The organism is Candidatus Brocadiaceae bacterium (assembly GCA_012728835.1).
Lineage (GTDB): Bacteria > Planctomycetota > Brocadiia > SM23-32 > SM23-32 > JAAYEJ01.
Genome location: JAAYEJ010000042.1, coordinates 1 through 22,215, shown reverse-complemented (window position 1 = coordinate 22,215; position 22,215 = coordinate 1). Strand labels below are relative to the sequence as shown.

Sequence of the window (22,215 nt, the reverse complement as noted above, 5' to 3'; positions counted from 1 at the left end):
CGGGGGAGTCAAAACGGCGGGGGAGCGCCGGGGGGCCATACGTGCGATGGGATGGTGCAAGTGCTTTGGCTGCAAGTGCTTAAATAAGGCGTCGTCGAGGAGTCCAATCCGTGCCGGTGCCGCCGAAATCCCCCCGGGGGCGCCGGAATCGACCCGTGCGCTGACAGCCCGATGAAGAAGTGTGGAACAGCCGCCCCTGGGCTGTTGGTCCAGGTCTGGAACGGCCTCACTGCAGCCGGGAACGCACGGGCGAGGGCGCCTGTGCCACACAAAAGGACTTCTTCAACGGGCTGCTAAGGCAGGCCATCGGCGCGTGCGAGCGCGTCATCCAGCCGGCCGAGGCATTCGTCCTTGCCGAGCACCTCCATGGTCTCGAACAGGGGAGTGCTGACCTTCCGGCAGGTCACGGCCACGCGCAGGGCCATGTAGAGGGAGCCGCGCTTCCAGCCGCCCTGCTCGGCCACGGCGCGGACGGCCTGCTCCATCGCGTCGGCCGTCCACTCGGGCAGCTCGGCCAGCGCCTGCCGGGCGGCGGGCAGTGCGTTGCGCACAAAGGCGGCGTCCTCCTTGCGTGGGATGAGGTCTGCGGCGTCGTAGGGCTCGCGGGCGAAGAAGAAGCCGGTCCATTCGTCGAACTGCGCCAGCCGCTTGAGCCGCTCCTGCACCAGGGGGACGATCCTCAGCAGGAAGTCGGCCGGCGCATCGACGTGGCGCGTGTAGGGTTCGTGCAGCACGCGTTCGAGCAGTTCCTCCGGGGACAGGGCGCGGATGTACTCGCCGTTGAGCCACTCCAGCTTCTGCAGGTCGAAGACCGGGCCGCTCGTCTTGACGCGGTCCCACGAGAAGCACCGCACCATCTCATCCAGGCCGAATACCTCCTGCTCCTCGCCCAGCGACCAGCCCATGAGGGCGAGGAAGTTCAGCAGCGCCTCGGGCAGATATCCCTCGGTGCGGTACCAGAGCAGCGACGTGGGGTTCTTGCGCTTGCTGATCTTGGACCGGTCGGCATTGCGCAGCAGGGGCATGTGCACGAACTGCGGCGGCTCCCACCCGAATGCCTGGTAGAGCAGCACGTGCTTGGGCGTGGACGAGATCCACTCTTCGGCCCGGATCACGTGCGTGATGCCCATGAGCCGGTCGTCGACGACGTTGGCCAGATGGTAGGTGGGGAACCCGTCGCTCTTGAGGAGCACCTGGTCGTCGATCTCGGCGTTGGCCATCGTCACCGTGCCGCGCACGATGTCGCAGAAGCTCGTCTCGCCCTCGGTGGGTACCTTCAGGCGCACCACGTGCGGCGTTCCGGCCTCCAGCTTGCGGGCCACGAGGTCCGCCGGCAGGTGGCGGCAGAGCCGGTCGTAGCCGAAGCCCCCGCCGCCCTGTTTCCGGCGCTGTTCCCGGCGTGCGGCCAGTTCGTCCGGCGTGCAGAAGCAGCGGTAGGCGGCGCCGGCGTCCAGCAGCTGGGCGGCCCGGCGCGCGTACAGGTCCAGGCGCTCGCTCTGGCGATACGGGCCGCATGGGCCGCCCCGGTCCGGCCCCTCGTCCCACTGCAGCCCCACCCAGCGCAGCGCCTCCAGGATGGCCTGCTCGCTCTCGGCGGTCGAACGCTCCCGGTCGGTATCCTCGATGCGCAGCACGAAGGTGCCGCCCGCGTGGCGGGCGAAGACGTGGTCGAACAGCCCGATGTAGGCCGTCCCGACGTGCGGGGCGCCGGTCGGGGAGGGGGCCAGGCGAACGCGGACGGGGCCGGCATGGTCACTCATCGAAGGCTCCTGTGCGGTCTTGCGGCGGGGCGGTTCCTGCCGGCGGGTCAGGCCTGCCCGAGCAGTCGTCGCAGGCGGGCGGCCAGCCCCTGGCCGTCCAGTTCCAGCAGCGCCAGTTGTCGTTCGCGCGGAGCGGCCGCCACGGGGGCCAGGGGCACGGCGGCCTGTCGGACGTGGCCCGCAGCGACGCCCCGTTCGGCCAGAGCCTCGAGCACGGCCGAGCCGAACCCGCCCGCGACGGAATGGTCCTCGGCCAGAAGCACGGCCGCGTGCCCTTCGACGGCCGGCACGATGGTGTCCAGGTCCAGCGGCTGGGCGAAACGGGCGTTGATGACGGTGGTCTCGATGCCGTCGGCCTCGCAGAGTATCTGCGCGGCCTCCAGCGCCCTCGGTACCAGGGCGCCGTAGGCCACGATGGCGGCGTCGGCGCCGCGGCGGCAGACCTCGGCCCGGCCGACCTCGAAGTCAGCGGCCTCTGACGCGGCGTCCTCGTCGGCGATGGGCTCGCGAGGGTAGCGGACGGCCGCTGGGGTCTCTCCGGCCATGGCGAGTGCCAGCATGCGCCGCAGCTCGGCGGCGTTCTTCGGAGCCATGACGACGAGGCCGTTCATGGCCCGGCAGTAGGCGATGTCGTTCAGACCATGGTGCGTGGGTCCGTCGCAGCCGACCACGCCGGCGCGGTCGATGCAGAAGACGGCCGGGGCCGCCTGGAGCGCGATGTCGTGGAAGAGCTGGTCGTAGGCGCGCTGCAGGAAGGTGGAGTAGACGGCGAACGCCGGCCGCATGCCGGCCCGGACGAGTCCTCCGGCCAGGCCGACGGCGTGCTGTTCGCAGATGCCGACGTCGTAGAAGCGGTCGGGGAACTCGCGTGCGAACCCGCTGAGCCCCGTTCCGTCGGGCATGGCGGCCGTGATGGCGGCGATGCGCGGATCCTCCCGCGCCATCCGGCAGAGGGTGTCGCCGACGATCTGGGAGTAGCTTGTCCCGTTGGAGGGTTCCTCGCTGCACAGGGTGCCGTCGGCGAGTTCGAATCGGCCGCTGCTGTGGAAGCGGGTGGGGTTGGCGCGCGCGGGCTCGAAGCCGTGGCCCTTTTCGGTCAGGACGTGCAGGAGCACGGGGCCCCGGAGGCGGCGGATGTGCTCGAAGGTCTTGACCAGGTCGCCGATGCTGTGTCCGTTCACGGGGCCGTAGTAGTGGAAGCCCAGTTCGACGAACAGCCCGCCGGGCGTCAGGGCGGACTGGAGGCCTTCCCCGGCCATGGACAGGAGGGCGTCGAAGCGCCGCCCCACCGCAGGCACCAGGTTCAGCAGGTCGTGAACGTCCTGCTTGATCTCCTTGTAGGGCGCACTGGAGCGGAGCCTGCTCAGGTAGCGGGCGATCGCGCCGACCGAGCGCGAGATGCTCATGGTGTTGTCGTTCAGCACGACCAGCAGGTCGGCGCCGGTTTCGCCGGCGTGGTTGAGCGCCTCGAAGGCCATTCCGCTGGCCATGGCGCCGTCGCCGATGACGGCCACGGTGCGGCGGTCGTTGCCGAGCGTCTTGTCGGCGCAGGCCATCCCCAGGGCGGCGCTGACGCTCGTGGCCGTGTGGCCGAAATGGAACGTGTCGTAGGCGCTCTCGCGGGGGTCGGCGTATCCGCTCACGCCGCCTTCCTGACGCAGCGTCGCGAAGCGCTCCCGCCGCCCGGTGAGGATCTTGTGTGCGTAGGTCTGGTGCCCGCAGTCCCAGACCAGGCGGTCCCGGGCGAAGTCGAACGCGCGGTGCAGGGCGAGCGTCAGCTCAACGGTCCCGAGGTTGCTGGACAGATGGCCTCGGTTTCGCCCGACCACCTCGATGATGAGCCGGCGCACCTCGGCGGCCAGATCCTCCAGTTGCGATGTGCTCAAGGTGCGCAGGTCGTCCGGCGAGTGCACTGATTCCAGAAGGCTCTCCATGGTGGTCTCTATGGGAAAAATCGATTGGCGGCGTTTCACGCGGTGTCCGATACGCCGACGATATCACCCGGCACTGGTTGCGCGCAAGTGCCTGCGCAGTTGGTCCACGATCATGCGGCGGACGTCGTCGGTCGGTTGGGCGATCTCGCAGCCCGCTGCGTACCTGTGCCCTCCGCCGCCGTAGAGGGCGGCGACGGCGCAGGCGTCGACCGGGTCCCTGCTGCGCATGCTCACCTTGACGCAGCCGTCGCCGGGCATCTCCTTCAGCAGCACGGCCGCCGAGACGCCCCGGATGCCGATGAGGGCCTCCACGAAGCCCTCCGTGTCGACCGGGGCCAGCCCCGTGCGCCCGAACATCTCGGCGGTCACGGCCATGCTGGCGATGCGCCCGTCGGCATGGAAGCGGAGCGTGCCCATCGCCATGTTGCGCAGTTCCACCTGGGCGCGCGAGGGCGACGGGAAGACCTGCCGCGCCACTTCGTCGGGGGCCGCTCCCGCCCGGATGCACTCCGCGCACGCCTCCAGCGCCTCCGGCGTCGTGTCCTGATGGCTGAACCGGCCGGTGTCCGTCAGGATGGCCGCGAAGAGGCATTCGGCGATGGCGGCGGTCAGGGCCACGCCGTTGGCGGCCAGCAGGGCGTAGACCATCTCGCCGGAGGAACTGGCCGTCGGGGCCACGCAGTTCAGGTCGCCGAAGCGGGTGTTGCTGGCGTGATGGTCGATGTTGACGGTCTGTGCCCGGCCCGGCAGGCGCGCGATCCGCTCGCCCGCTCGGTCCAGTGAGCTGCAGTCGATCACCACGAGGTGGTGGGCCGGCGGCAACTGCGAGACGTCCGAGGCCCGCATCTCCATGCCCGGCAGGCAGTCGAACACGGCAGGCGTGGGGGGCTCGAAGAACACATGCGCCTCCACGCCGGCGTTCCGCAGGGCGTGCCAGAGCGCGAGGGTCGAGCCGACGGCGTCGCCGTCGAGACGGGCGTGGGAGGTCAGCACGGCGGGCAGCCCGTCGGTCAGCAGCGCCCAGATGGCGGCGTGCGTGGACCGGCAGTGTGGGGCGCGGCCTGGCAACACGGACTCCTTCCCGGGTGATGGCATGCAGGCAGGGTACTGCCGTCTCGCGCAACGGCGCCTGCGGTGGCGAGGTGAGGCGGATTCAGAAGCCCGCTCCGGCGAAGCCGCCCTGCGAGGTCTCGCCGGCGGCATCGATCAGGCCCGAGGAGTAGGGGTCTTCCCAGGTTCCGTGGCCGCACGAACTCTTGATGAGCAGGATGAGATTCTCGGCCCTCGCCGTCCGCGGGGTCCAGCCGTCCGAGTCGTCGCCGTTGGCGCTGCCGCCCGAGGAGGTCGCACGGGCGCCCCGTCGGGACGATGCGTATTGCGGATTCCTTGCGGTGCGCGACCTGCTCCCGGTGCTGCTCGTCCCGGAGCCCTCATCGCCGCCGCGATCCTCGACGCTTACGAGCAGGTCGCCGATCGGGTAGATGCGCGTGACCAGTTCCTGCTTCGCGTGCGCGCCCACGAAGAGGATCTCGCCCGGGCGGACGGTGTAGCCGAGGTCGGTCGGCTCGAGGACCACGTCCAGCACGTTCCGCAGGGGCACGTCGCGCACGCTCAGGTCCACGGGCGCCTGCGTTGTGCGCACTTCGGGTGCGAGCGCCATGTTCACGCCCGTCTCCGCGCGGATGTAGTCCAGGACCTCGTAGACGGATGCCCCGCTGAAGTCGACCGTGATGCGACGGGCCATGGCCTCGGCTACGACGGGCGCACGGGCCGGGCCCGGTCGGCCCGAGGGCGCCGGGGCCTGGTCCGGCGTGCCGGCCTCCGGTGCGCGGCCCGAGGGCGCAGCGTCGGGGCCCGGGATCACCTGCACGATCCGCCAGGACGGGAGGGTCAACGTTCCGCTACGGGACTGGATCGACACGCCGTTCCGTGCGGGCGTCACCGTGCCGGTCAGGCGCGCTCCGTTCGTCAGGACCACCGTGTCGGCACGCCCCGTCGCCGCCCACGCGGCGAGCAGCAGCCCGGCGTACACCATCATCCTTGCCATGGTCTCGCTCCCAATCTCGGCCCGTCCTCCAGTACTGCTATTGTACCTCGCCGGGCGCGAGGCCGTCAACCCGGTCGGCGTCCGTCGCCGAGGGCGGCGAAGAAGTCGTCCAGTTGCCGGGCGGTCACGGTGAACTGGCCCAGCGGGCGTTCGCTGGGGCGGCCGTGCCAGTCCGAACCGCCGGTCGTCAGCAGTCTGAAGTGCTCGGCCGCCTTCTCCACGTAGAGCTGAGCGTTCCCGTTCAGGCTGGGGCGGTACGCCTCGACGCCGTCCAGGCCGGCATCGCTCAGGGCGGCGATCCAGCCGTCGATGATCTCGATCGAGGGGTGGGCGAGCACGGCCAGGCCGCCGGCTTCGTGGATGATCTCGACACAGGACTGCGGCTCGAGCATCCGCATGGGGACGTAGGTGGGGGCCGTCTCGCCCAGGAACTTCCAGAACGCCTGGCTGAACGAGTCGACAACACCCGCCCGGACCAGTTGCCGGGCCACGGCCGGACGCCCGGGGTAGTGCTTGGCGCCCTCATCCGGTGCGGCGATGCCGGCCGCGTCGACTCCGTCGCGGCGGAGCCGATAGACGATCTCACGCAGTTGCTCGATCTTCCGCTGGATGATGTCCCTGCAGAAGGCGAGCAGAGAGGCGTTGTCCGGATCGACGCCGTATCCGAGCACGTGGATCTCCGGGCCTTCCGGAGGCTGGGCGCTGAGTTCCACGCCTCGGACGAAGGACCCGGCATCGTCCGACAGGCCCGCCTCCACCTGCGCGATACCGTCCACCGTGTTGTGGTCGGTGACGGCGAAGAAGCTCAGTCCGCTCTCCGCAGCGGCCCGAACGAGTTCCTGCGGCGACACGCAGCCGTCGCTGACGCTCGTGTGGATGTGCAGGTCGCCTTTCATCGCCTTGCCCGTGTCGAACGGCCTTCAGAAGCTGAGTCGCTCTTGCGCCAGGGCGTGTTCCACCGCAGCGATGTCGCCGCGGCTGGTCAGGTCCAGCACGCCTCCGTCGCTGAACAGGACGCGGAACGCCTGGGGCGCAGCCGCGCGGAGCCGTTCCACCGCTGCGGTCAGCTCGTACTCCTTGCGTTCCGGGTGCGGCTCGATGCTGCGGCAGGCGTCGAAGACGGCCGGCGTGAATCGGTAGAGGTTCATGTTCGCCCAGACCTGGCCGTCGACGGCATAGCGTTCCGGGTCAGGGGGCTTCTCCACGATGCGCAGAAGCCGCCCGTCCGGCGTGGCCTGCACGACGGCCATGCTCCTGAGCCGTTCCGGAGCGATGTTGCCCTTGCGGTGGAGCGCCTCGCGCTCGAAGGCCGCCACGCAGCACTCGTCTCCGTCGAGGGCGACCAGGCGCGCCATGGTGTCCGGAGGGTACAGGTTGTCGCCGTTGCAGACCACGAAGGGGTCGTCTCCCGCGAACGCCTCGGCGGCCAGGACCGCGTCGGCGGTCCCCCGCGGCTCGTCCTGGACCGCCCAGCCGACGCGGATGCCCGCCTGCCGGGAGAGGCGGTCGGCGTGCGCGCGCATCTGGTCCGCCTCGGGCGCGATGACCAGGCAGATGCGGTCGACGCCCGCCCGGACGAGCCGGTCGACGGCGTAGTCGACCATCGGCCGCCCGTGCAGCGACATGAGGACTTTCAGGCCCTTCCGGGCCAGGGCGGCGCGCTCGACGTCCAGTTCGACTCCGTCCTGCGCCTTCTGCATGCGCGTGCCGAGCCCGCGCGCCAGGATGACGGCCTTCTTGGTCACGGCGTGTTCTCCCGCGAATGTAGACCCGCAGTATGCGGCAAAGCCGAGGCCCGGCGCAACCGTCGCATCCCACTCGGGCGGGGCGGCGCTCAGCGGCCGGTCCGCTTCGGACCGGGGCGAAGGACCGCGCGCAGGAAGCGGCCCGTGTGGCTCTTCGGGCAGGCGGCGACCTGCTCGGGCGTGCCGGCCACGACCACCTCCCCCCCCTGTGCGCCCGGCTCCGGGCCCAGGTCGATGACGTAGTCGGCGTACTTGATCACGTCCAGGTTGTGCTCCACGACCAGAACCGAATGGCCGGCGTCGACCAGAGCCAGGAAGCAGGAGAGCAGCTTCCGGATGTCGTCGGGGTGCAGCCCGACGGTGGGTTCGTCGAACAGGAAGAGGTAGCGGTCCTTCGTTCCTGCGGCCATGTGCGCGGCCAGCTTGAGTCGCTGGGCCTCGCCGCCGGAGAGCGTCGTGGCCGGCTGACCGAGCCGGATGTAGCCCAGCCCGGTGTCGCAGAGGCGGCGCAGGCGCGCCGTGAGCTGCCGGTGCTCCTTGAAGAACGCCAGAGCCTGATTGGCCGTCATCTGGAGCACGTCGTGGATGGATCGGCCGCGGTACTCCACCGCCAGGATGTCCTTGTGGAAGCGCCGCCCCTCGCAGCGGTCGCACGGCACGTAGACGTCGGCCAGGAACTGCATGTCCACGCGGATGCTGCCGGCGCCTTCGCAGGCTTCGCAGCGGCCGCCGGGGGTGTTGAAGGAGAACGCGCCCGGGCCCAGGTTCCGGATGCGTGCGTCCCGTGTGGCCGCGAAGAGCTGCCGGATGTGGTCGAACGCCTTGATGTAGGTCGCGGGGTTGGATCGTGGCGTGGCCCCGATGGGGCTCTGGTCGACCAGGATGGCATCGTCCACCAGATCGGCGCCGTCCAGGCGGTCATGCTCTCCGACGGTCTCGGCGTAGCCCCCGGGTTTGAGCCGTTTGATCGCGCCGTAGAGCGTGTCGCGGACGAGGCTGCTCTTGCCGCTGCCGCTGACGCCGGTGACGCACAGAAGAAGGCCCAGCGGGAACTCCACGGTGAGGTCCTTCAGGTTGTGTTCGCGGGCGCCCTTCAGCCGCAGCCGCTCGCGGCCCGGCCGGCGGCGCCGGGCGGGCACAGGGATGGACAGCTCCTCCCGCAGGTAGGCACCGGTCACGGACGCCTCGCAGCCCGCCAGGCCCTGCAGTGGCCCGGTGTAGACCACCTCGCCGCCCCGGTCTCCGGCGCCCGGGCCGACGTCGATCACGTGGTCTGCGGCCTCGATGATGCGGCGGTCGTGCTCGACGACCATCACGGTGTTGCCGCGGTCGCGCAGTTCGGTCAGGATGCCGATCAGCCGGTCCGCGTCGCGGGCGTGCAGGCCGATGCTGGGCTCATCGAGGACGTAGAGTGTGTTGACGAGGGTCGAGCCCAGGCTGGTGGTCAGGTTCACGCGCTGCATCTCGCCGCCGCTCAGGGTGCGGGTGTGGCGGTCGAGTGTCAGGTAGCCCAGGCCGATGCGCACCAGGCAGTCCAGGCGGCTGCGTATCTCCGTCAGCAGCAGGCCGCCCACCTGCTCCTCGTGCGGAGCCAGCACGATTTCGTTCCGGAAGAACTCCTCGGCCCGTTCGACGCTCATGGCGCTGACTTCGGCGATGTTCAGCCCGCCCACCCGCACCGCCAGCGCCTCCGGCTGCAGGCGCGTTCCGCCGCACGCCGCGCAGGGCACGTAGCTCCGGTATCGGCTCAGCAGAACGCGCACGTGCAGCCTGTACTTCCTCGTCTCCATCCAGTCGAAGAAGTCCATCACACCGTAGAAGTCGTCGGTGCCCGCGAAGACCGCCTCCCGCTGCCACTCCTCCAGGTCCTGCCAGGGCACGTCCAGGGGGATGCCCGCGCGGGGGGCGCCCTCCAGGAGCTGATCCAGGCATTCGCGGGTGGAGTCGGTCATCCAGGGGGCCACCGCGCCGTCGCGAAGCGTCCGCCGCGGGTCCGGCACGACGCGGTCGCGGCTGATGGCGATCGTCGCCCCGTAGCCGGAGCACGCCTTGCACGCGCCCAGCGGGCTGTTGAACGAGAAGAGCTGCGGACTCGGCGTGGGCATCTGCACGCCGCAGTCGCCGCAGCGGAGCATGTTCGTGAACTCCCGGCCCTCGCCGCCCGGCACGTGCAGGCGGCAGCGCCCGGAGCCGAACCGGTAGCAGGTCTCGACGGCCTCCGCCAGGCGCTCGCGCAGCCCGGCGGCGTCGGGCGAGGCCACCAGCCGGTCCACGACGACCTCGGCCTCGGTGCCCAGGTCCGGCGGGGACTCGGCCGCGATGTCGACCACCCGGCCGTCGAGCCGCAGGCGCACGAACCCCATCTCCCGGATGCGCGCCACCTGCTCCTCGGCGCCCATGCGCTCGGACAGGGCCAGGGGGAAGGCGACGAGGAACCGCGTGCCGGCGGGCAGGGAGGCCGCCTCGTCCACGACCCGTGCGACAGGGTACGCCTGGATCTCCTGCCCGCACTTTGGGCAGAAGACGTGGCCGACGCGGGCCCAGAGCAGGCGCAGGTAATCGTTCAGCTCCGTGGCGGTGCCCACGGTCGAGCGGCGGTTCTTGACGGGGTTCTTCTGTTCGATCGCAATGGCGGGGGGGATGTTCTCGACCTTGTCGACGTCCGGCTTGTCCATGCGCTCGAGGAACTGCCGGGCGTAGGCGCTGAAGGACTCCACGTAGCGCCGCTGCCCCTCGGCGTAGAGCGTGTCCAGCGCCAGGCTGGACTTGCCGCTGCCGCTCACGCCCGTCACGGCGACGTAGCGCCCCTTCGGCACGTCCACGTCGATGTCCTTCAGGTTATGCACCCGCACGCCGCGGGCGCGTATGTAGCCACGATCATCCATCGCGCGTCGGTCTTCTCTCGGAACGGGCCAGGGAGGGTTCCCCAAACCCTTCATTATACCACGGCCACCGGCGGCGGGCACCCCGCTGCGGCACCGGTCGGAGCCCAAAAGCGCCCTTTTTTTATCTAACCGTTCCGCTGCAGCAGACGTCTTGTATGATGAAGGCGGCCGGAGCCGCCGCGTTCGGGGCAGGAGCAGACGACAATGGCGGGCGATGCGAAGCTGCTGAAGGCGTCCCTGAAGGGCGATCACGAGGCGTTCGGGCGGATCGTGCGGCGTTACCAGTCGCTCATATGCGCGATCATCTACAGCGGCACCGGCGACCTGGCCGCGAGCGAGGACCTGGCGCAGGAGACCTTCCTGAGGGCCTGGCAGCGGCTCGGCTCGGTACGCGAACCCGGCGCGCTCCGTGCCTGGCTCTGCACCATCGCACGCAACCTGGCCACCGACCACATACGGCGCCGGCAGTGTGACCCCGTCGCCGGGGCGGCGTCCCTCGAGCAGGCGCGCGCCGTCGAGTCTCGGCTCCCCGGGCCGGACGAAGAGGCGGCGGCGAGGGAGCACGAGCGCCTCGTGTGGGACGCCGTGCGCCAGATACCCGAGACGTGCCGGGTCCCCCTGATCCTCTACTATCGCGAACGTCACTCCGTCCGCCGGGTGGCGCAGACCATGGGGATCTCGCGTGCCGCCGTGAAGAGCCGGCTCATGCGCGCCCGCGGCATGGTCAGGGCCAGGCTGGCATCGGTGGTGGACGAAACGCTCTCCACCACGGCCCCGGGCAGCACGTTCGCGGCGGCCGTGCTGGCGGGCCTCGGCGGAGCGGCGGCGAACAAGGGGCCCGGGGGCGGTTCCGTGCTCTCTGCCCTGAGCTTCACGAGGGTGGCCGCCATCGGGATAGTGGGCGTCGGGTTGACGGTGGGAGCGGCGGTTGTACTGCAGCCCGCCGCGTCCGGGCTTGGGCAGACCCGGAGCACATTCGACGATGTAGCAGAGGGTGTATTGTCAGCGCGATCTTCATTGCACTCCATTCGAGCAGCCTACACGGTAAGCTACAGCGATCTCGACAAAGTCCGGACCGTGGAGAGAGATCCCGAAGGCTACGTCCATATCCACTGGCAGGGCGTCCCGGCGGGGGCCTACACCTGGGCCTGGAGCAGGGATGCCGAACCATCCGCGCGCAATCCTTATACGTCGGACAAGCGTCTGCTGGAGACACGCCAGGAAGAAGGTGACCTGCCGGAGAGGCGAGCATGGGCATTTAACGGTTCAGTCAGCACGAGTCTGCAGGTTCGGGAACGTGGGCACCCTAATGGTTGGATCAGCCCAGGCGTTGACTTCCGAGCGTTTGTCACAAACGAGGTAGTTTCGGATTTTGCTCTTTACTGCTACCAAGAGACGTGGGAAACCGTGATAGCGCACGACTGGCTGAGACTCGCCGGCACCGACACGGTCGACGGGCGAACATGTTATGTGCTGGAAGGGCGGGTGAGTCGCAATCCGGATGCTGACTTCCCTGGCTATCCTGTGAAGCTATGGCTCGATCCCGGTCGGGGATTTGCGTGCGTGAAGCGCGAAGTCCGCGACTTCGCTACTGGGGATATCGTCGACGGACACTCATACAAAGTCCTGGAGCTAAAGCAAGTTGGAACTGGCCTCTGGATGCCCGCACATGTCACCTATGGCAACGGCGCCGATATTCGGCTGACCGAGGTAACCGTAAACGAGCCAATTCCAGAGGACGTTTTCACTTTGTCGTTCCCGGAAGGAACGGTGGTGACCGACAAGGTTCTCGGGATGCACTATCGCATCAACCACGAATTCGCATTCCTGGAGGGCGAGAGTGCCGCCCCGACGCTCCATCAAAACGCGGGTTCGGGCAACCTTCCGGGGGGGGCGGCAACTCCTGGCCAAAGGAGTTGCCGCAGACGTCAAGGATGAGCTCGGCGGCACGGCGCTTCACCTGGCCGCCGAGCGTGGCCACACGGATGTCGTTCTGGTGTTGCTTCAGGCGAAGGCAGACGCCCACGTCAGAGACGACGCCGGTCGCACGCCTCTGCACCTGGCCGCGGAGGGCGGGCATCGCGCCGTGGTCGAGGCGCTGCTCAAGGCCGGTGCGGACGTGAACGCCACCGACCTTCAGGGCCGTACGCCCACCGGCCTGGCCGTCCGCGCCGGACACGATGATATTGCCGACCTGCTGCGCGAGCACGGCGGGGTGGAGTAGAGACAGAGACAGGCACATGCGGCGCGGCCGGAGCTCTGTTGCCAGAACACGTCGCCCTGCGGCGTTGAAGGGGGAGGCGGGGTCTCCTACAATAGCTGTCTTCCCCCCGGGACGAGGACGCCCATGGCGCTGGAGAAGATTGCGGACCCCGACGAGATGCGGCGCGTCGTGCGCGGCTGGCATGCCGACGGGCTGTCCGTCGGCCTCGTGCCCACCATGGGCGCGCTGCACGAGGGGCACCTGAGCCTGATCCGCGCCTCGGCCGCGGAATGCGACCGCACCGTCGTGAGCATCTTCGTCAACCCCACGCAGTTCGCGCCCGGCGAGGACCTGGCCAGCTATCCCCGGTCGCTGGACGGTGACTGCGCCTCGGCCGCGCGGGCCGGCGCCGACGTCGTCTTCTGCCCGTCCGACCGGGCCATGTACCCCGACGGCTACGCCACGTACGTGATGCAGGAACGCCTGACCGGCGTTCTGGAGGGCCGCTCGCGCCCGACGCATTTCCGCGGAGTGCTCACAGTGGTCTGCAAGCTCCTGAACATCGCGCCGGCCGACCGCGCCTACTTCGGCCGCAAAGACTTCCAGCAGACCGTCGTCGTCCGGCGCATGGTCCGTGACCTGAACCTGCCGTCCGAGATCCGCATCCTCCCCACGGTGCGGGAGTCGGACGGCCTGGCGATGAGTTCGCGAAACGTGTACCTGAGCGCGGAAGAGCGGACGCAGGCCCTGTGCCTGGTGCACGCGCTGCGTCGCGCGCGCGGCCTCTTCGAGTCGGGTGAGACGGATGCCGACGCGCTGCGCGCGGCGATGCGCGAGGTGCTGGACGAGCAGCCGCTGGCGCGGACGGATTACGCCGACATCGTCAACGCCGACACGCTGGAACCCGTCCGCACCGTGACCAGGGACGACGTCGCCGTGCTGGCCGTGCGGGTGGGCGGCACGCGCCTGATCGACAACATGCCGATGGCAGACGACACGCCTGCCGATCCGCTCTCTTCTTAGGGGCCGCGCATGCATCCCTACCTGCTGGAGATCCCGCTGCCGTGGGGCGGTCACTTCCGCGTGGCCTCCTACGGCGTCATGATCGTTTGCGGCTTCCTCCTGTGCCTGTGGCTGCTGCGCGGGCGTTCCCGGCGGATGGGGCTGGACCCGACGGCGATGTTCGATGCCGCCGTCTTCGCGCTGATGGGCGGCATCATCGGGGCGCGCGTCTTCTTCGTGATCCACCACTGGGAGCACTACGCGGACAACCCGATCCTCATCGTCCGGCTGGACCTGGGCGGGCTGACGTTCTACGGCGGGCTCATCGGGGGGGCGGTCGGCCTGCTGCTGACGGTCCGGCGACGCCGGCTGCCGCTCCTGCGCACGCTGGACGTGGGCGCGTCCCTTGTGCCGCTGGGGCATGCGTTCGGGCGGGTGGGATGCTTCCTGAACGGCTGCTGCGCGGGCCGGCCGACCGAGTCGTGGGTCGGCGTGCGGTTCCCGCCCGAGAGCGTGGCCTACCAGGCGCAGGGGATCGCCGTGCCGGCCGAGTGCCCGCGCCTGCACCCGACCCAGCTCTATGAGGTGGCGTATGAGTTGGCGTTCTTCGCCGTGCTCAGCTTCGTGCTGACGCGGCGCCGCCGCGACGGAGACGTGGCGTGGCTCTACGCGGTGCTCTACGGCTGCGGGCGGTTCGTCAACGAGTTCTTCCGCGCCGATCACGCGCCGCTGGAGAGCTTCGGCGGCCTGACCGGTTTCCAGGTGATGTCGCTGGCGCTGGCGGCCTTCGGTGCCATCATGCTCGTCCGCAGCCGCACGCGGCCGCGCGAGCCCCTGCCGGAGCCGTTCGAGGCACCGGCGGCGCCGGCGGCCGAGTGACCGGAGCCGCGCCCTTCCCATCCGGTACAATGAGGCGTCTGGTTTCTGGGAATGTTTGACCCGTACCCCCACTGGATCCGCAGGCTGCCATGCAGGCATCCCATCCCGAGTCCGCCGCCGCTCCCGAACGGTCGCCTCGAAGCATCGCCTACCGCATTGTGCGCGCCATGTTTGTGGTGCTGTTCTTCTGGGTGTTCTGGAAGTTCGGCGGCTACATCATCACGGCCCTGGTGGTGCGCCATTTCGGCTCGGGGGCCACGTCGGACGCCTACTTTTTCGCCACTCAGGCGGTCGTTTACGGCCTGATCTTCGGGCCGGCCATGGGTGTGCTCGTGCCCGCCTTCATCCCCGTGTTCACCCAGGAGCGGCTGCAGCGGGGGGAGGAGGCGGCCTGGGCATTCGCCCGGAGCGTCCTCTGGGTGGTCCTTCTGGGGTGCGGCGCGATGGCGGCCCTGGTATACGCGTATGCGGGGCCGGTCACGGGCATGCTCGTGCGGGGGTTCGAGCCCGAGGCGGCGCAGATGGGCGTGCGGATGCTGCGCCTGCTGGTGCCGGGCGTGGTGCTGATGGTGGTCTTCCTGCTCTTCCGCTCCCTTCTGCACAGCGACAAGGTCTTCGCGTGGCCGGCGGCCGCCGAGGCGGCGCAGAAGCTGCTCTGGGTGGCCGTATTCGCCGTGGGGGTGGGTGCGTGGGGCATCCGGGCGGCGATCGCCGGGTTCGTCGTCGGTTCGGCGGCCATGGCGGTGATCGGCGCGTTCGGCCTGGGGGCGCGCCTGCGGCGCCTGCGTCCGGCCGGCGGGGCGATGAGTTCGCGGCGGGTCGGGATCGAACTGGCATGGGGGGCGGGCTTGCTGGTCGGCACGGGCGCGGCGCTCTGGGGGGCCGGCGCCCTGATGGCCGGGTCGCAGTACCGGGATCTGGTGCTGATGACGATCATGCTGGCGGCCGTGCTGCTCTACTCCCTGTCGCTGTGGGCGCGCAGCCGCCGGCGCACGGGGGCGATGGCGCGATTCGGTGCGCTGGCCGCGCCCCTGGTCGTCGGGGCGTTCTTCGCCTGCTACCGGAACGCCGTGACCGTTCATTTCCAGTCGTTCACGCACGAGGGCATGTTCACGGACATGGAGGCGGCGCGCAAGCTCGTCAACTTCCCGACCGAACTCGTGGCCCTGGCGCTCTCGGTGGCCATGCTGCCGTACCTGTGCGACCTGGCCGGGCGGAAGGACCGGGCCACGCTGGGCGACGTGTTGACCCGGTCGCTGCGTATGCTGGCCCTGGCGTTCGTGCCGCTGACGGTGATGACGTTCGTGCTGGCCGATCCGGTGTGCCGGTTGGTGTTCGACCGCGGCGACCGGGCCGCCGAGCACCTGCGGTACACCGCGCTGGCACTGCGGCTGCTCTCGCTGGGGCTGGTGGTCTACGCGGCCGAGCGCGTGATCATGCAGGGGTTCTTCAGCCTGCAGCGGATGTGGGCGCCGACGCTGCTGGGCATCGCGGGGGCATTCGTGCAGGTCGGCTTGATGGTCGTGCCGATCTACGTGCTGGGGATGGAGGAGCCCCTGCAGGTGTTCGTCTGGGTGGCCCTCAGTTACCCGATCAGCCGGGCGGTCAAGAACGCCGCACTGCTCCTGCTTCTGCGACGCCATGCGCCGGTGCTGCCCCTGCGGGAAGGCGTTGTCTTCGCCCTGCGGCTGGCGGTTCTGAGCGCACTGGTCGGCGCTGCCGTGTGGGGCACGCTGCAGGGGATGCAGCGGTGGCTGCCGTATGAGCAGTACAGGGCGCAGGTGGTGTCGCTGGGCACCGGCATGGTGGAGCGCACGCCGCCGCGCACGCTCCATTACGCGGCGGCCCTGCTGCTGCACTGCGGGGTGTCGACGGGGGCGGGGCTCTTCGTGATGGGCGTGCTGCTGAAGGTCCTGGGGTTCCCCGAGCTGGGCTACCTGATCGAGTGGGTCAGAGACCGGGGTTGGCGCCGCCGGGCGGCGGAGGAAGGAGCACCGGATGCCGTCGCCTGAGGTCCACGGCCGGCCCCGGGTCCTGCTTCTGACCGAGGCCCTGGCGGGCGGAGTCGAGCGGCATCTCCGCGATCTTGTGGGCGGCTTGCCTGCGGACCGCTATGAGGTGCACGTGGCGGCGCCGCCCGGGCCGATCTCCGGCGCATCCGATTGCCTGCGGCCATGGCGGAACGCCGGCCGGCCGGTGCACGAGGTGCCGATGCGTAAGCGGATCGCGCCGGTGAGCGACGTGCGTGCGTTCCGCGCGCTGCTGGCCCTGTGCAGGCGCGAACGGTACGCCATCGTCCACACCCATTCGGCCAAGGCGGGCTTCCTGGGCCGCCTGGCGGGGCGGCTGACGGGCGCCGCGACGGTGCACACGCCGCACGTGCCGCCGTTCGACCGCGGGGTGGCGCCTGTCTCCGAGCGGCTCTACCTGTTCCTGGAGCGGCGGGCCGCCCGCTGGACCGACCACATGGTGCTCCTGAGCCGCTACCAGGAGAATCTGGTGCTGCGCCGGCGTCTGCTGCCTGCGCAGAAGCTGACGGTGATCCCGAACGGGCAGGATGCGGAGGCGACCGGCCTGCCGGACCGGCGGGCCGCCCGCCGGGAACTGGGCCTCGCAGGCGACGAGACCATCGTGCTGCAGATGGGCAGGTTCTGCCGTCAGAAGGGCCAGGAGGTGCTGATCGAGGCGACGGCCCTGGCGAGGCGGCAGGGCGCCGCCCTGCGGGTGCTGATGGTCGGCGACGGCCCGACCCGGCCGCAGCTCCAGGCCCGCATCCGGTCGGCGGGGCTGGAGGGGGTCGTCGCGCTCGAGGGATGGACTGCCGGGCCGGGTCTCTACTACGCAGCCAGCGACCTGGTGGCGATGCCGTCCTGGTTCGAGGGGGGGCCGTACGTGCTGCTCGAGGCCCGGGCCGCCGCACGTGCGACGGCTGTCAGCCTGTGCTGCGGGATGGAGGAGTTCGTCCGGCACGGCGTCGACGGGTTCCTGCTGCCGCCGGGCAACGGGGAGGCGTGGGCGCGTCTGCTGTTGCGGGCGGCGCGGGAACGGGATGATCTGGACCGGATCGGGCGGCAGGCACAGGCGCGCGCGCGGCAGGAGCCGACGGTGCGCGAGGCGGTGGAGAGGTTGACGGCCGTGTATGACCGGCTGTTGGGCCGCCGTGCGGCGGGCTGAGGGGGGCGGCCAAAGAGAAGGGCCGATCCGGGGGACTGCCCCGCCGGATCGGCCCTGCCACTTCAACGCCTGTGGTGCTCTGGCCGGCATGTTGTGTGAGGACGAATCCTCACTCAAGCATCGGCACACCCGCGTCCTGGAGGGCTTCCCTGAGTTGCAGCAGTTCGCTGGACTCGGTGGGTATCTCGTCCAGTGCGCCCTCGAACAGCGCGAGGGTCAACTGGATGAGCCGGACCTCCAGAGTCTCCTGGTGTGTCAGGTTCCCGTCTCTGTACTTCTGGACGAGTTCCTCGATCAACTCGCCGACGGCGAACACCTTCTCGTCGAGTCCGGTCAGGACCTCGTCGAGCACCGGCCCCATAGCCTCCTCGAAGGCGGCTTCGATGCGCGCCTTGAGGGCAGTCTGGTCACGCAGGTCGGCGCCGGTGACCAGTTGATCGGTCTCGGCGATCACCTGTGCGACGACGTCCTCGATCTGCCCGCCGAACTGAGCAAGCAGCTCGTCCGCCTTCTGGTTGACGAGGGTCAGCAGCTCCTTGCGGCCTTTCGGCACCAGGTCGGTCCTCAGGTACCGGACGCCGTCGTTGATCCACCCGGGTCCTTCCGTGCGGAACCTCTCGGTCAGCTGCATGCGATGCCGCGGGAGGTCGTCGATCAACTGCTGGAGTTGTGGCCTCACGAGATCGCGCACCAGAACCGGCGCGGCGTCGCGGGCCTGCAGCGAGGCCCAGTCCGCGACCTGCTTCGGGTTCTGCAGGCTGGGTGCGCCCTGCGATTGCAGAGCCGAGTCGAGGGCCGTGAAGCCCATCTGCACGATGGTCTCCGGGGTCAGGAGGTTCTTCAGCGGCCGATACACAAGGATGTAGAGGTAGCTGGCGATCACGGTCAGGAGGATGACCCACACGATGGCCGTGATCTTCCACGAGCGTGCTGCGCGGCTGCTCATGGCATGCACGTCGGCGGCCAGCCCGTCGAGGTCGTCTGCGACCTCCTGGGGGATGCTGCGGACCTCTTCCTGCGGCGTGTTGTCACTCATTGCCGGCCTCCCTGTTGGCGTCAGCGGCGGCAGCAGCCCGTCTGCGCATTTCCTGCTCCACGCGGCGTCTTGCCTCGGCGGCCTGCTCGACGGCGTTGGCCTCGAGTTCCTCGCGCGTCTTCGGCTCCGAGTCGCTTGTGAGCGCCGCTGCGGTGAGGTCGACGTCGTCGTACGTGGGGAGCTGCTCCCGGACGATGGCGGTGAGGACCAGCATCATCTCGTTCACGATGTCGCCGCGCGCGGACTGGGGCAGGGCCGGTAGGTACGCCACGTCTTTGGCGACCGTCTCCAGCACGCCGCGGACGTCCCCCACACGCGTCTGGACGACCTTCTGCATGGCCAGCAGGCAGGCGTCCTGCAGGTTCACCACGAGCTGTGCGAGTGTCTCCTCGTTCAGGTCCAGGTCGCGTCCGATCCGCTCCTCCTGGCTCTGGACGATCAGGGTCAGCCGGTCAGCGAACTTGTTCCTGAGCATCTCCTGCAACTCGAGCAGCGTCTCGTCCCTCTGCGCGGCCAGGAGTTCCTGGATCTGCGGCATCACGCGGTCGAGTTCGCGCCGCGCGACCGGTTCGAGCTCCGCCCATGCCAGATCCCATTCGCTACGGGCGATGCCCGTCAGGTCCATCTCATCCAGCAGCGCGCGACCTTCCTGAAGGTAGGCCGGCGCCGAGTCATGCATGATCCGCGTGAGGTTGTCCTGGAGTTGCAGTCCCTCCACACGCTTGTCCAGCTCCGCGCGCAGTTCCGTCGGCTGGGCCACATTCTTCCCGAGCTGGAAGAACATCCACACGTAGAGTGCCACAATCCCCAGGCCGACCAGCACGCCGAGTAAGCCGACGATTCGTCCGATCTTTGCCGATACACGAGCCGAGCGAAGCGCCTCTCGCATCTCGGCGATCTGGCCTCGGACTTCCTGCTCGCTTGTGCTCATCTGGCTCTCCCCTAAAGGAAGATGCGAACTCCTCCCATCTCCACGGTCCTTCCCCAATGCTCATCAGGCCGTGCGGCGGCGATATCACCTCCTCCCAGAGACTCGATGCTCCCTGCAGACGTAGAATGTTCGCTCTCTGTCGAGTCGTTCCAAGAGCCAACCGTGTGCGGACGGGGCCCGGCGACGCATGCCCCGCCGAAAACGCCGACGGATCATAATGCATCCCCCCCCGTTTTGTCAAACCCTATTTTGCCCCGCCAAAGGGTGGCTCAGAGCATCGAAACGGGGTCCACGTCCACGAGCACCTTGACTCCCGACGGCCCCTTGAGGACGGCGGCCGCCTCGGTGAGGAGTTCCTCGACCGATCGCGCGTCCGGGCACTTCAGGAGCAGGTGGCGGCGATGCCGGCCCCGGATGCGGGCCACCGGCGCTGCGGCCGGCCCCAGCACGTGCGAGCGGCCGCCCAGGTCGGCGCAGAGCCTCCGCAGGGCGGCCCCGAGGTCGGCGGCGTAGGCCTCCACGCGGTCCGCCTCGCGGGCCCGGCAGAGGATGCGCACCATGCGACCGAACGGCGGATAGCCGAGCTGCCGCCGGTGGGGCAGTTCGCCGCCGGCGAACGTCTCATAGTCGTGCCGGGCCGCCGCGCGGATGCTCGGATCCTCCGGCATGAAGGTCTGCACGACCACGCGCCCGCCCGCCGGGCCCCGGCCCGTGCGGCCCGCCACCTGCGCAAGCAACTGGAACGTGCGCTCCCGCGAGCGGAAGTCGGGCAGGTGCAGCCCCACGTCGGCGTTGACCACACCCACGGTCGTCACGTTCGGGAAATCCAGGCCCTTGGCGATCATCTGCGTGCCGATCAGCACGTGCGTCCGTCCGGTCCGGAACGCCTCCAGCTTCTGCTCGTGTGCGCGTCGGGCCTGCGTCGTGTCACTGTCCATGCGCTCGACGGTCTCGCCCGGGAACATCGCCCGCACGGTCTCCTCGATGCGCTGGGTGCCCGTGCCGCTGAACCGGATTCCCTCCAGGGCGCACTCCGGGCACTCGGACGGCGGGCGCTGCTGGAGCCCGCAGTAGTGGCACGTCACCGCGTCGATGTCGCGGTGGTAGTCCATGGTGATGTCGCAGCGCCGGCACTTGACGACGAATCCGCAGCGGGGACAGTGGATGAACGGCGCGTAGCCGCGGCGGTTCATGAACAGGATCACCTGCTGGCCGCGCTCCAGGGTCTCCCGCATCAGGTACTCCAGCCGTCGGCTGATGACGCGCAGCCGGCCCCGACCGGCCCATTCGCCCCGCATGTCAACGATCTCCACCGGCGGCAGGGGGTGGCCGCCGATCCGGCCGGACAGGACGGCGCGCGTGTACTTGCCCGTCACGCAGTTGTGGTGGGTCTCCAGCGACGGCGTGGCCGAACCGAGCAGCACCAGCGCCCCCTCCGCCCGCGCCCGCATGATGCCCACGTCGCGCGCGTGGTAGCGGGGCACGTTGTCCTGTTTGAAGCTGGTCTCGTGCTCCTCGTCCACCACCAGCAGACCCAGGCTCGGCACCGGTGCGAACACGGCCGAACGGGCGCCGATCACCACGTCGGCCCCGCCCGTGCGGATGGTCTGCCACTGACGGCGCCGTTCGGCCTCGGTCAGCCGGCTGTGCAGGACGGCCATGCGCGCGAACCGGCTGCCGAAGTGCCGGATCGTCTGCGGCGTCAGGCTGATCTCCGGCACCAGGACGATCGCCTGCTTGCCCCGGCGCACCAGGTGGTCGATGCACTGCAGGTAGACCTCCGTCTTGCCGCTGGAGGTCACCCCGTGCAGCAGCACCACGTCGAAGCGGCCGCGGTCCATCCGGCCGGTGATCAGCTCGTAGGCCTTCCTCTGTTCATGCGTCAGGTCCGGCGGCTCCTGCCGCGCGGCGTGCACGTGCGTCAGGGGATCCTCCGGCTCGACGTGCCGCATCTCGAACTGCACAAGCCCCTTCTTGCGCAGTGCGTTCAGGGATGCCTGAGAGGTGCCCGTCACCCGCTTCAGCTCGGCCGCCGACGCCGCACCGCCCATCCCGGCCAGCGCCCGCAGCAGCTTGCTCTGGGCCGGGCTCCGATCGAAGACCTCGTGCGCCGTGGCCTCGGCCTCCCGAGCCGTGCCGCACAGCGCAACCATCCGCACCTTGCGCCCCTTGCGCCCCTGCCGCACGCCGGGCGGCACGGCCGCACACAGCGCCTCGCCCAGCGAGCAGTGGTAGTAGCGGGCCGCCCAGCGCGCCAGCCCCATCATGCCCGGCGTGACCGTCGGCTCCGGATCGATCAGCCGCACCACCGCCTTGAGGTCCGACTCCGGCACCTCGGCCGACTCCTTTAGGGCCACGCAGAAGGCCAGCTCACGGCGCCGGTTCCCGAACGGCACCTCCACCCGTACGCCCGGCTGCACACGGCCGCGCAGGGCATCGGGGATCAGGTAGTCGAACGTCCTTCGCAGCGGCACGTTCAGTGCCACCTCCGCGATGCGTTCGGCAGGCCGCGTGCTTTCGGGCATGCGTCGGTTCCTCCGTGGCCGCCCGGCCCGAGCGGCGCGCCCGCATTCTCTGCCTGCCCCCACGTCCGTGTCAACGGCGCAAAGCCTTAGCTGT

At 69.8% G+C, this 22,215-nt stretch carries 16 protein-coding genes; 6 read left to right on the top strand and 10 right to left on the bottom strand.

Annotation, left to right across the window (positions count from 1 at the left end):
- Positions 1-293: 293 nt before the first annotated feature.
- The 7 genes from GXY85_06030 to uvrA form a co-directional block, all read right to left on the bottom strand.
- Positions 294-1,760, bottom strand: a complete 1,467-nt coding sequence (locus tag GXY85_06030; GenBank protein NLW50387.1) for a glutamate--tRNA ligase — start codon at positions 1,758-1,760, stop codon at positions 294-296.
- 47 nt (positions 1,761-1,807) lie between these two features.
- Positions 1,808-3,694: a 1-deoxy-D-xylulose-5-phosphate synthase gene (locus GXY85_06025; protein ID NLW50386.1), complete on the bottom strand. Its 1,887-nt coding sequence runs from the start codon at positions 3,692-3,694 to the stop codon at positions 1,808-1,810.
- A gap of 63 nt (positions 3,695-3,757) precedes the next feature.
- Positions 3,758-4,765 (bottom strand): bifunctional oligoribonuclease/PAP phosphatase NrnA, encoded by a 1,008-nt coding sequence (locus tag GXY85_06020; GenBank protein NLW50385.1) that lies wholly within the window; start codon positions 4,763-4,765, stop codon positions 3,758-3,760.
- A gap of 82 nt (positions 4,766-4,847) precedes the next feature.
- Positions 4,848-5,741, bottom strand: a complete 894-nt coding sequence (locus tag GXY85_06015; GenBank protein ID NLW50384.1) for a hypothetical protein — start codon at positions 5,739-5,741, stop codon at positions 4,848-4,850.
- A 65-nt stretch (positions 5,742-5,806) separates the two neighbouring features.
- On the bottom strand, positions 5,807-6,637 hold the full coding sequence (locus GXY85_06010) for a PHP domain-containing protein (GenBank protein NLW50383.1): 831 nt from the start codon (positions 6,635-6,637) through the stop codon (positions 5,807-5,809).
- A 24-nt stretch (positions 6,638-6,661) separates the two neighbouring features.
- Positions 6,662-7,486 carry a nucleotidyltransferase family protein gene (locus tag GXY85_06005; GenBank protein NLW50382.1) on the bottom strand — a complete coding sequence of 275 codons (825 nt, stop codon included), beginning with the start codon at positions 7,484-7,486 and terminating at the stop codon, positions 6,662-6,664.
- An 89-nt stretch (positions 7,487-7,575) separates the two neighbouring features.
- Positions 7,576-10,371 carry an excinuclease ABC subunit UvrA gene (gene uvrA / locus GXY85_06000; GenBank protein ID NLW50381.1) on the bottom strand — a complete coding sequence of 932 codons (2,796 nt, stop codon included), beginning with the start codon at positions 10,369-10,371 and terminating at the stop codon, positions 7,576-7,578.
- Positions 10,372-10,575: 204 nt separating this feature from the next.
- Here uvrA and GXY85_05995 point away from each other — a divergent pair, with 204 nt between their 5' ends.
- From GXY85_05995 to GXY85_05970, 6 genes are all read left to right on the top strand, one after another.
- Complete coding sequence (locus GXY85_05995; GenBank protein NLW50380.1) at positions 10,576-12,309, top strand: sigma-70 family RNA polymerase sigma factor; 1,734 nt, start codon at positions 10,576-10,578, stop codon at positions 12,307-12,309.
- On the top strand, positions 12,212-12,595 hold the full coding sequence (locus GXY85_05990) for an ankyrin repeat domain-containing protein (GenBank protein ID NLW50379.1): 384 nt from the start codon (positions 12,212-12,214) through the stop codon (positions 12,593-12,595). The genes GXY85_05995 and GXY85_05990 overlap by 98 nt, the downstream gene beginning before the upstream one ends.
- Positions 12,596-12,718: 123 nt before the next feature.
- Positions 12,719-13,597: a pantoate--beta-alanine ligase gene (locus tag GXY85_05985; protein ID NLW50378.1), complete on the top strand. Its 879-nt coding sequence runs from the start codon at positions 12,719-12,721 to the stop codon at positions 13,595-13,597.
- 9 nt (positions 13,598-13,606) lie between these two features.
- Positions 13,607-14,455: a prolipoprotein diacylglyceryl transferase gene (lgt, locus tag GXY85_05980; protein NLW50377.1), complete on the top strand. Its 849-nt coding sequence runs from the start codon at positions 13,607-13,609 to the stop codon at positions 14,453-14,455.
- An 89-nt stretch (positions 14,456-14,544) separates the two neighbouring features.
- Complete coding sequence (locus GXY85_05975) at positions 14,545-16,467, top strand: oligosaccharide flippase family protein (protein ID NLW50376.1); 1,923 nt, start codon at positions 14,545-14,547, stop codon at positions 16,465-16,467.
- Positions 16,454-17,629, top strand: a complete 1,176-nt coding sequence (locus tag GXY85_05970; GenBank protein ID NLW50375.1) for a glycosyltransferase family 4 protein — start codon at positions 16,454-16,456, stop codon at positions 17,627-17,629. Before GXY85_05975 ends, GXY85_05970 begins: the two co-directional genes overlap by 14 nt.
- 109 nt (positions 17,630-17,738) lie before the next feature.
- On the opposite strand, the gene GXY85_05965 is transcribed toward GXY85_05970, so the two are convergent.
- From GXY85_05965 to priA, 3 genes are all read right to left on the bottom strand, one after another.
- Positions 17,739-18,665 carry a citrate lyase acyl carrier protein gene (locus GXY85_05965; GenBank protein NLW50374.1) on the bottom strand — a complete coding sequence of 309 codons (927 nt, stop codon included), beginning with the start codon at positions 18,663-18,665 and terminating at the stop codon, positions 17,739-17,741.
- Positions 18,658-19,596 carry a hypothetical protein gene (locus GXY85_05960; protein NLW50373.1) on the bottom strand — a complete coding sequence of 313 codons (939 nt, stop codon included), beginning with the start codon at positions 19,594-19,596 and terminating at the stop codon, positions 18,658-18,660. The genes GXY85_05965 and GXY85_05960 overlap by 8 nt, the downstream gene beginning before the upstream one ends.
- A gap of 269 nt (positions 19,597-19,865) precedes the next feature.
- The gene (priA, locus tag GXY85_05955) at positions 19,866-22,121 is read right to left on the bottom strand and encodes a primosomal protein N' (GenBank protein ID NLW50372.1); all 2,256 of its coding nucleotides are present in this window, start codon (positions 22,119-22,121) and stop codon (positions 19,866-19,868) included.
- Positions 22,122-22,215 lie beyond the last annotated feature (94 nt).

Excerpts from the sequence above, each read along its gene's own strand:
- GXY85_06015 (NLW50384.1), bottom strand. The coding sequence starts at position 5,741 with ATGGCAAGGATGATGGTGTACGCCGGGCTGCTGCTCGCCGCGTGGGCG.
- lgt (NLW50377.1), top strand. The coding sequence starts at position 13,607 with ATGCATCCCTACCTGCTGGAGATCCCGCTGCCGTGGGGCGGTCACTTC.
- priA (NLW50372.1), bottom strand. The coding sequence starts at position 22,121 with ATGCCCGAAAGCACGCGGCCTGCCGAACGCATCGCGGAGGTGGCACTG.
- GXY85_05995 (NLW50380.1), top strand. The coding sequence starts at position 10,576 with ATGGCGGGCGATGCGAAGCTGCTGAAGGCGTCCCTGAAGGGCGATCAC.
- GXY85_05970 (NLW50375.1), top strand. The coding sequence starts at position 16,454 with ATGCCGTCGCCTGAGGTCCACGGCCGGCCCCGGGTCCTGCTTCTGACC.
- GXY85_05965 (NLW50374.1), bottom strand. The coding sequence starts at position 18,665 with ATGAGTGACAACACGCCGCAGGAAGAGGTCCGCAGCATCCCCCAGGAG.
- GXY85_06030 (NLW50387.1), bottom strand. The coding sequence starts at position 1,760 with ATGAGTGACCATGCCGGCCCCGTCCGCGTTCGCCTGGCCCCCTCCCCG.
- GXY85_06025 (NLW50386.1), bottom strand. The coding sequence starts at position 3,694 with ATGGAGAGCCTTCTGGAATCAGTGCACTCGCCGGACGACCTGCGCACC.
- GXY85_06010 (NLW50383.1), bottom strand. The coding sequence starts at position 6,637 with ATGAAAGGCGACCTGCACATCCACACGAGCGTCAGCGACGGCTGCGTG.
- GXY85_05985 (NLW50378.1), top strand. The coding sequence starts at position 12,719 with ATGGCGCTGGAGAAGATTGCGGACCCCGACGAGATGCGGCGCGTCGTG.
- uvrA (NLW50381.1), bottom strand. The coding sequence starts at position 10,371 with ATGGATGATCGTGGCTACATACGCGCCCGCGGCGTGCGGGTGCATAAC.
- GXY85_05975 (NLW50376.1), top strand. The coding sequence starts at position 14,545 with ATGCAGGCATCCCATCCCGAGTCCGCCGCCGCTCCCGAACGGTCGCCT.
- GXY85_05960 (NLW50373.1), bottom strand. The coding sequence starts at position 19,596 with ATGAGCACAAGCGAGCAGGAAGTCCGAGGCCAGATCGCCGAGATGCGA.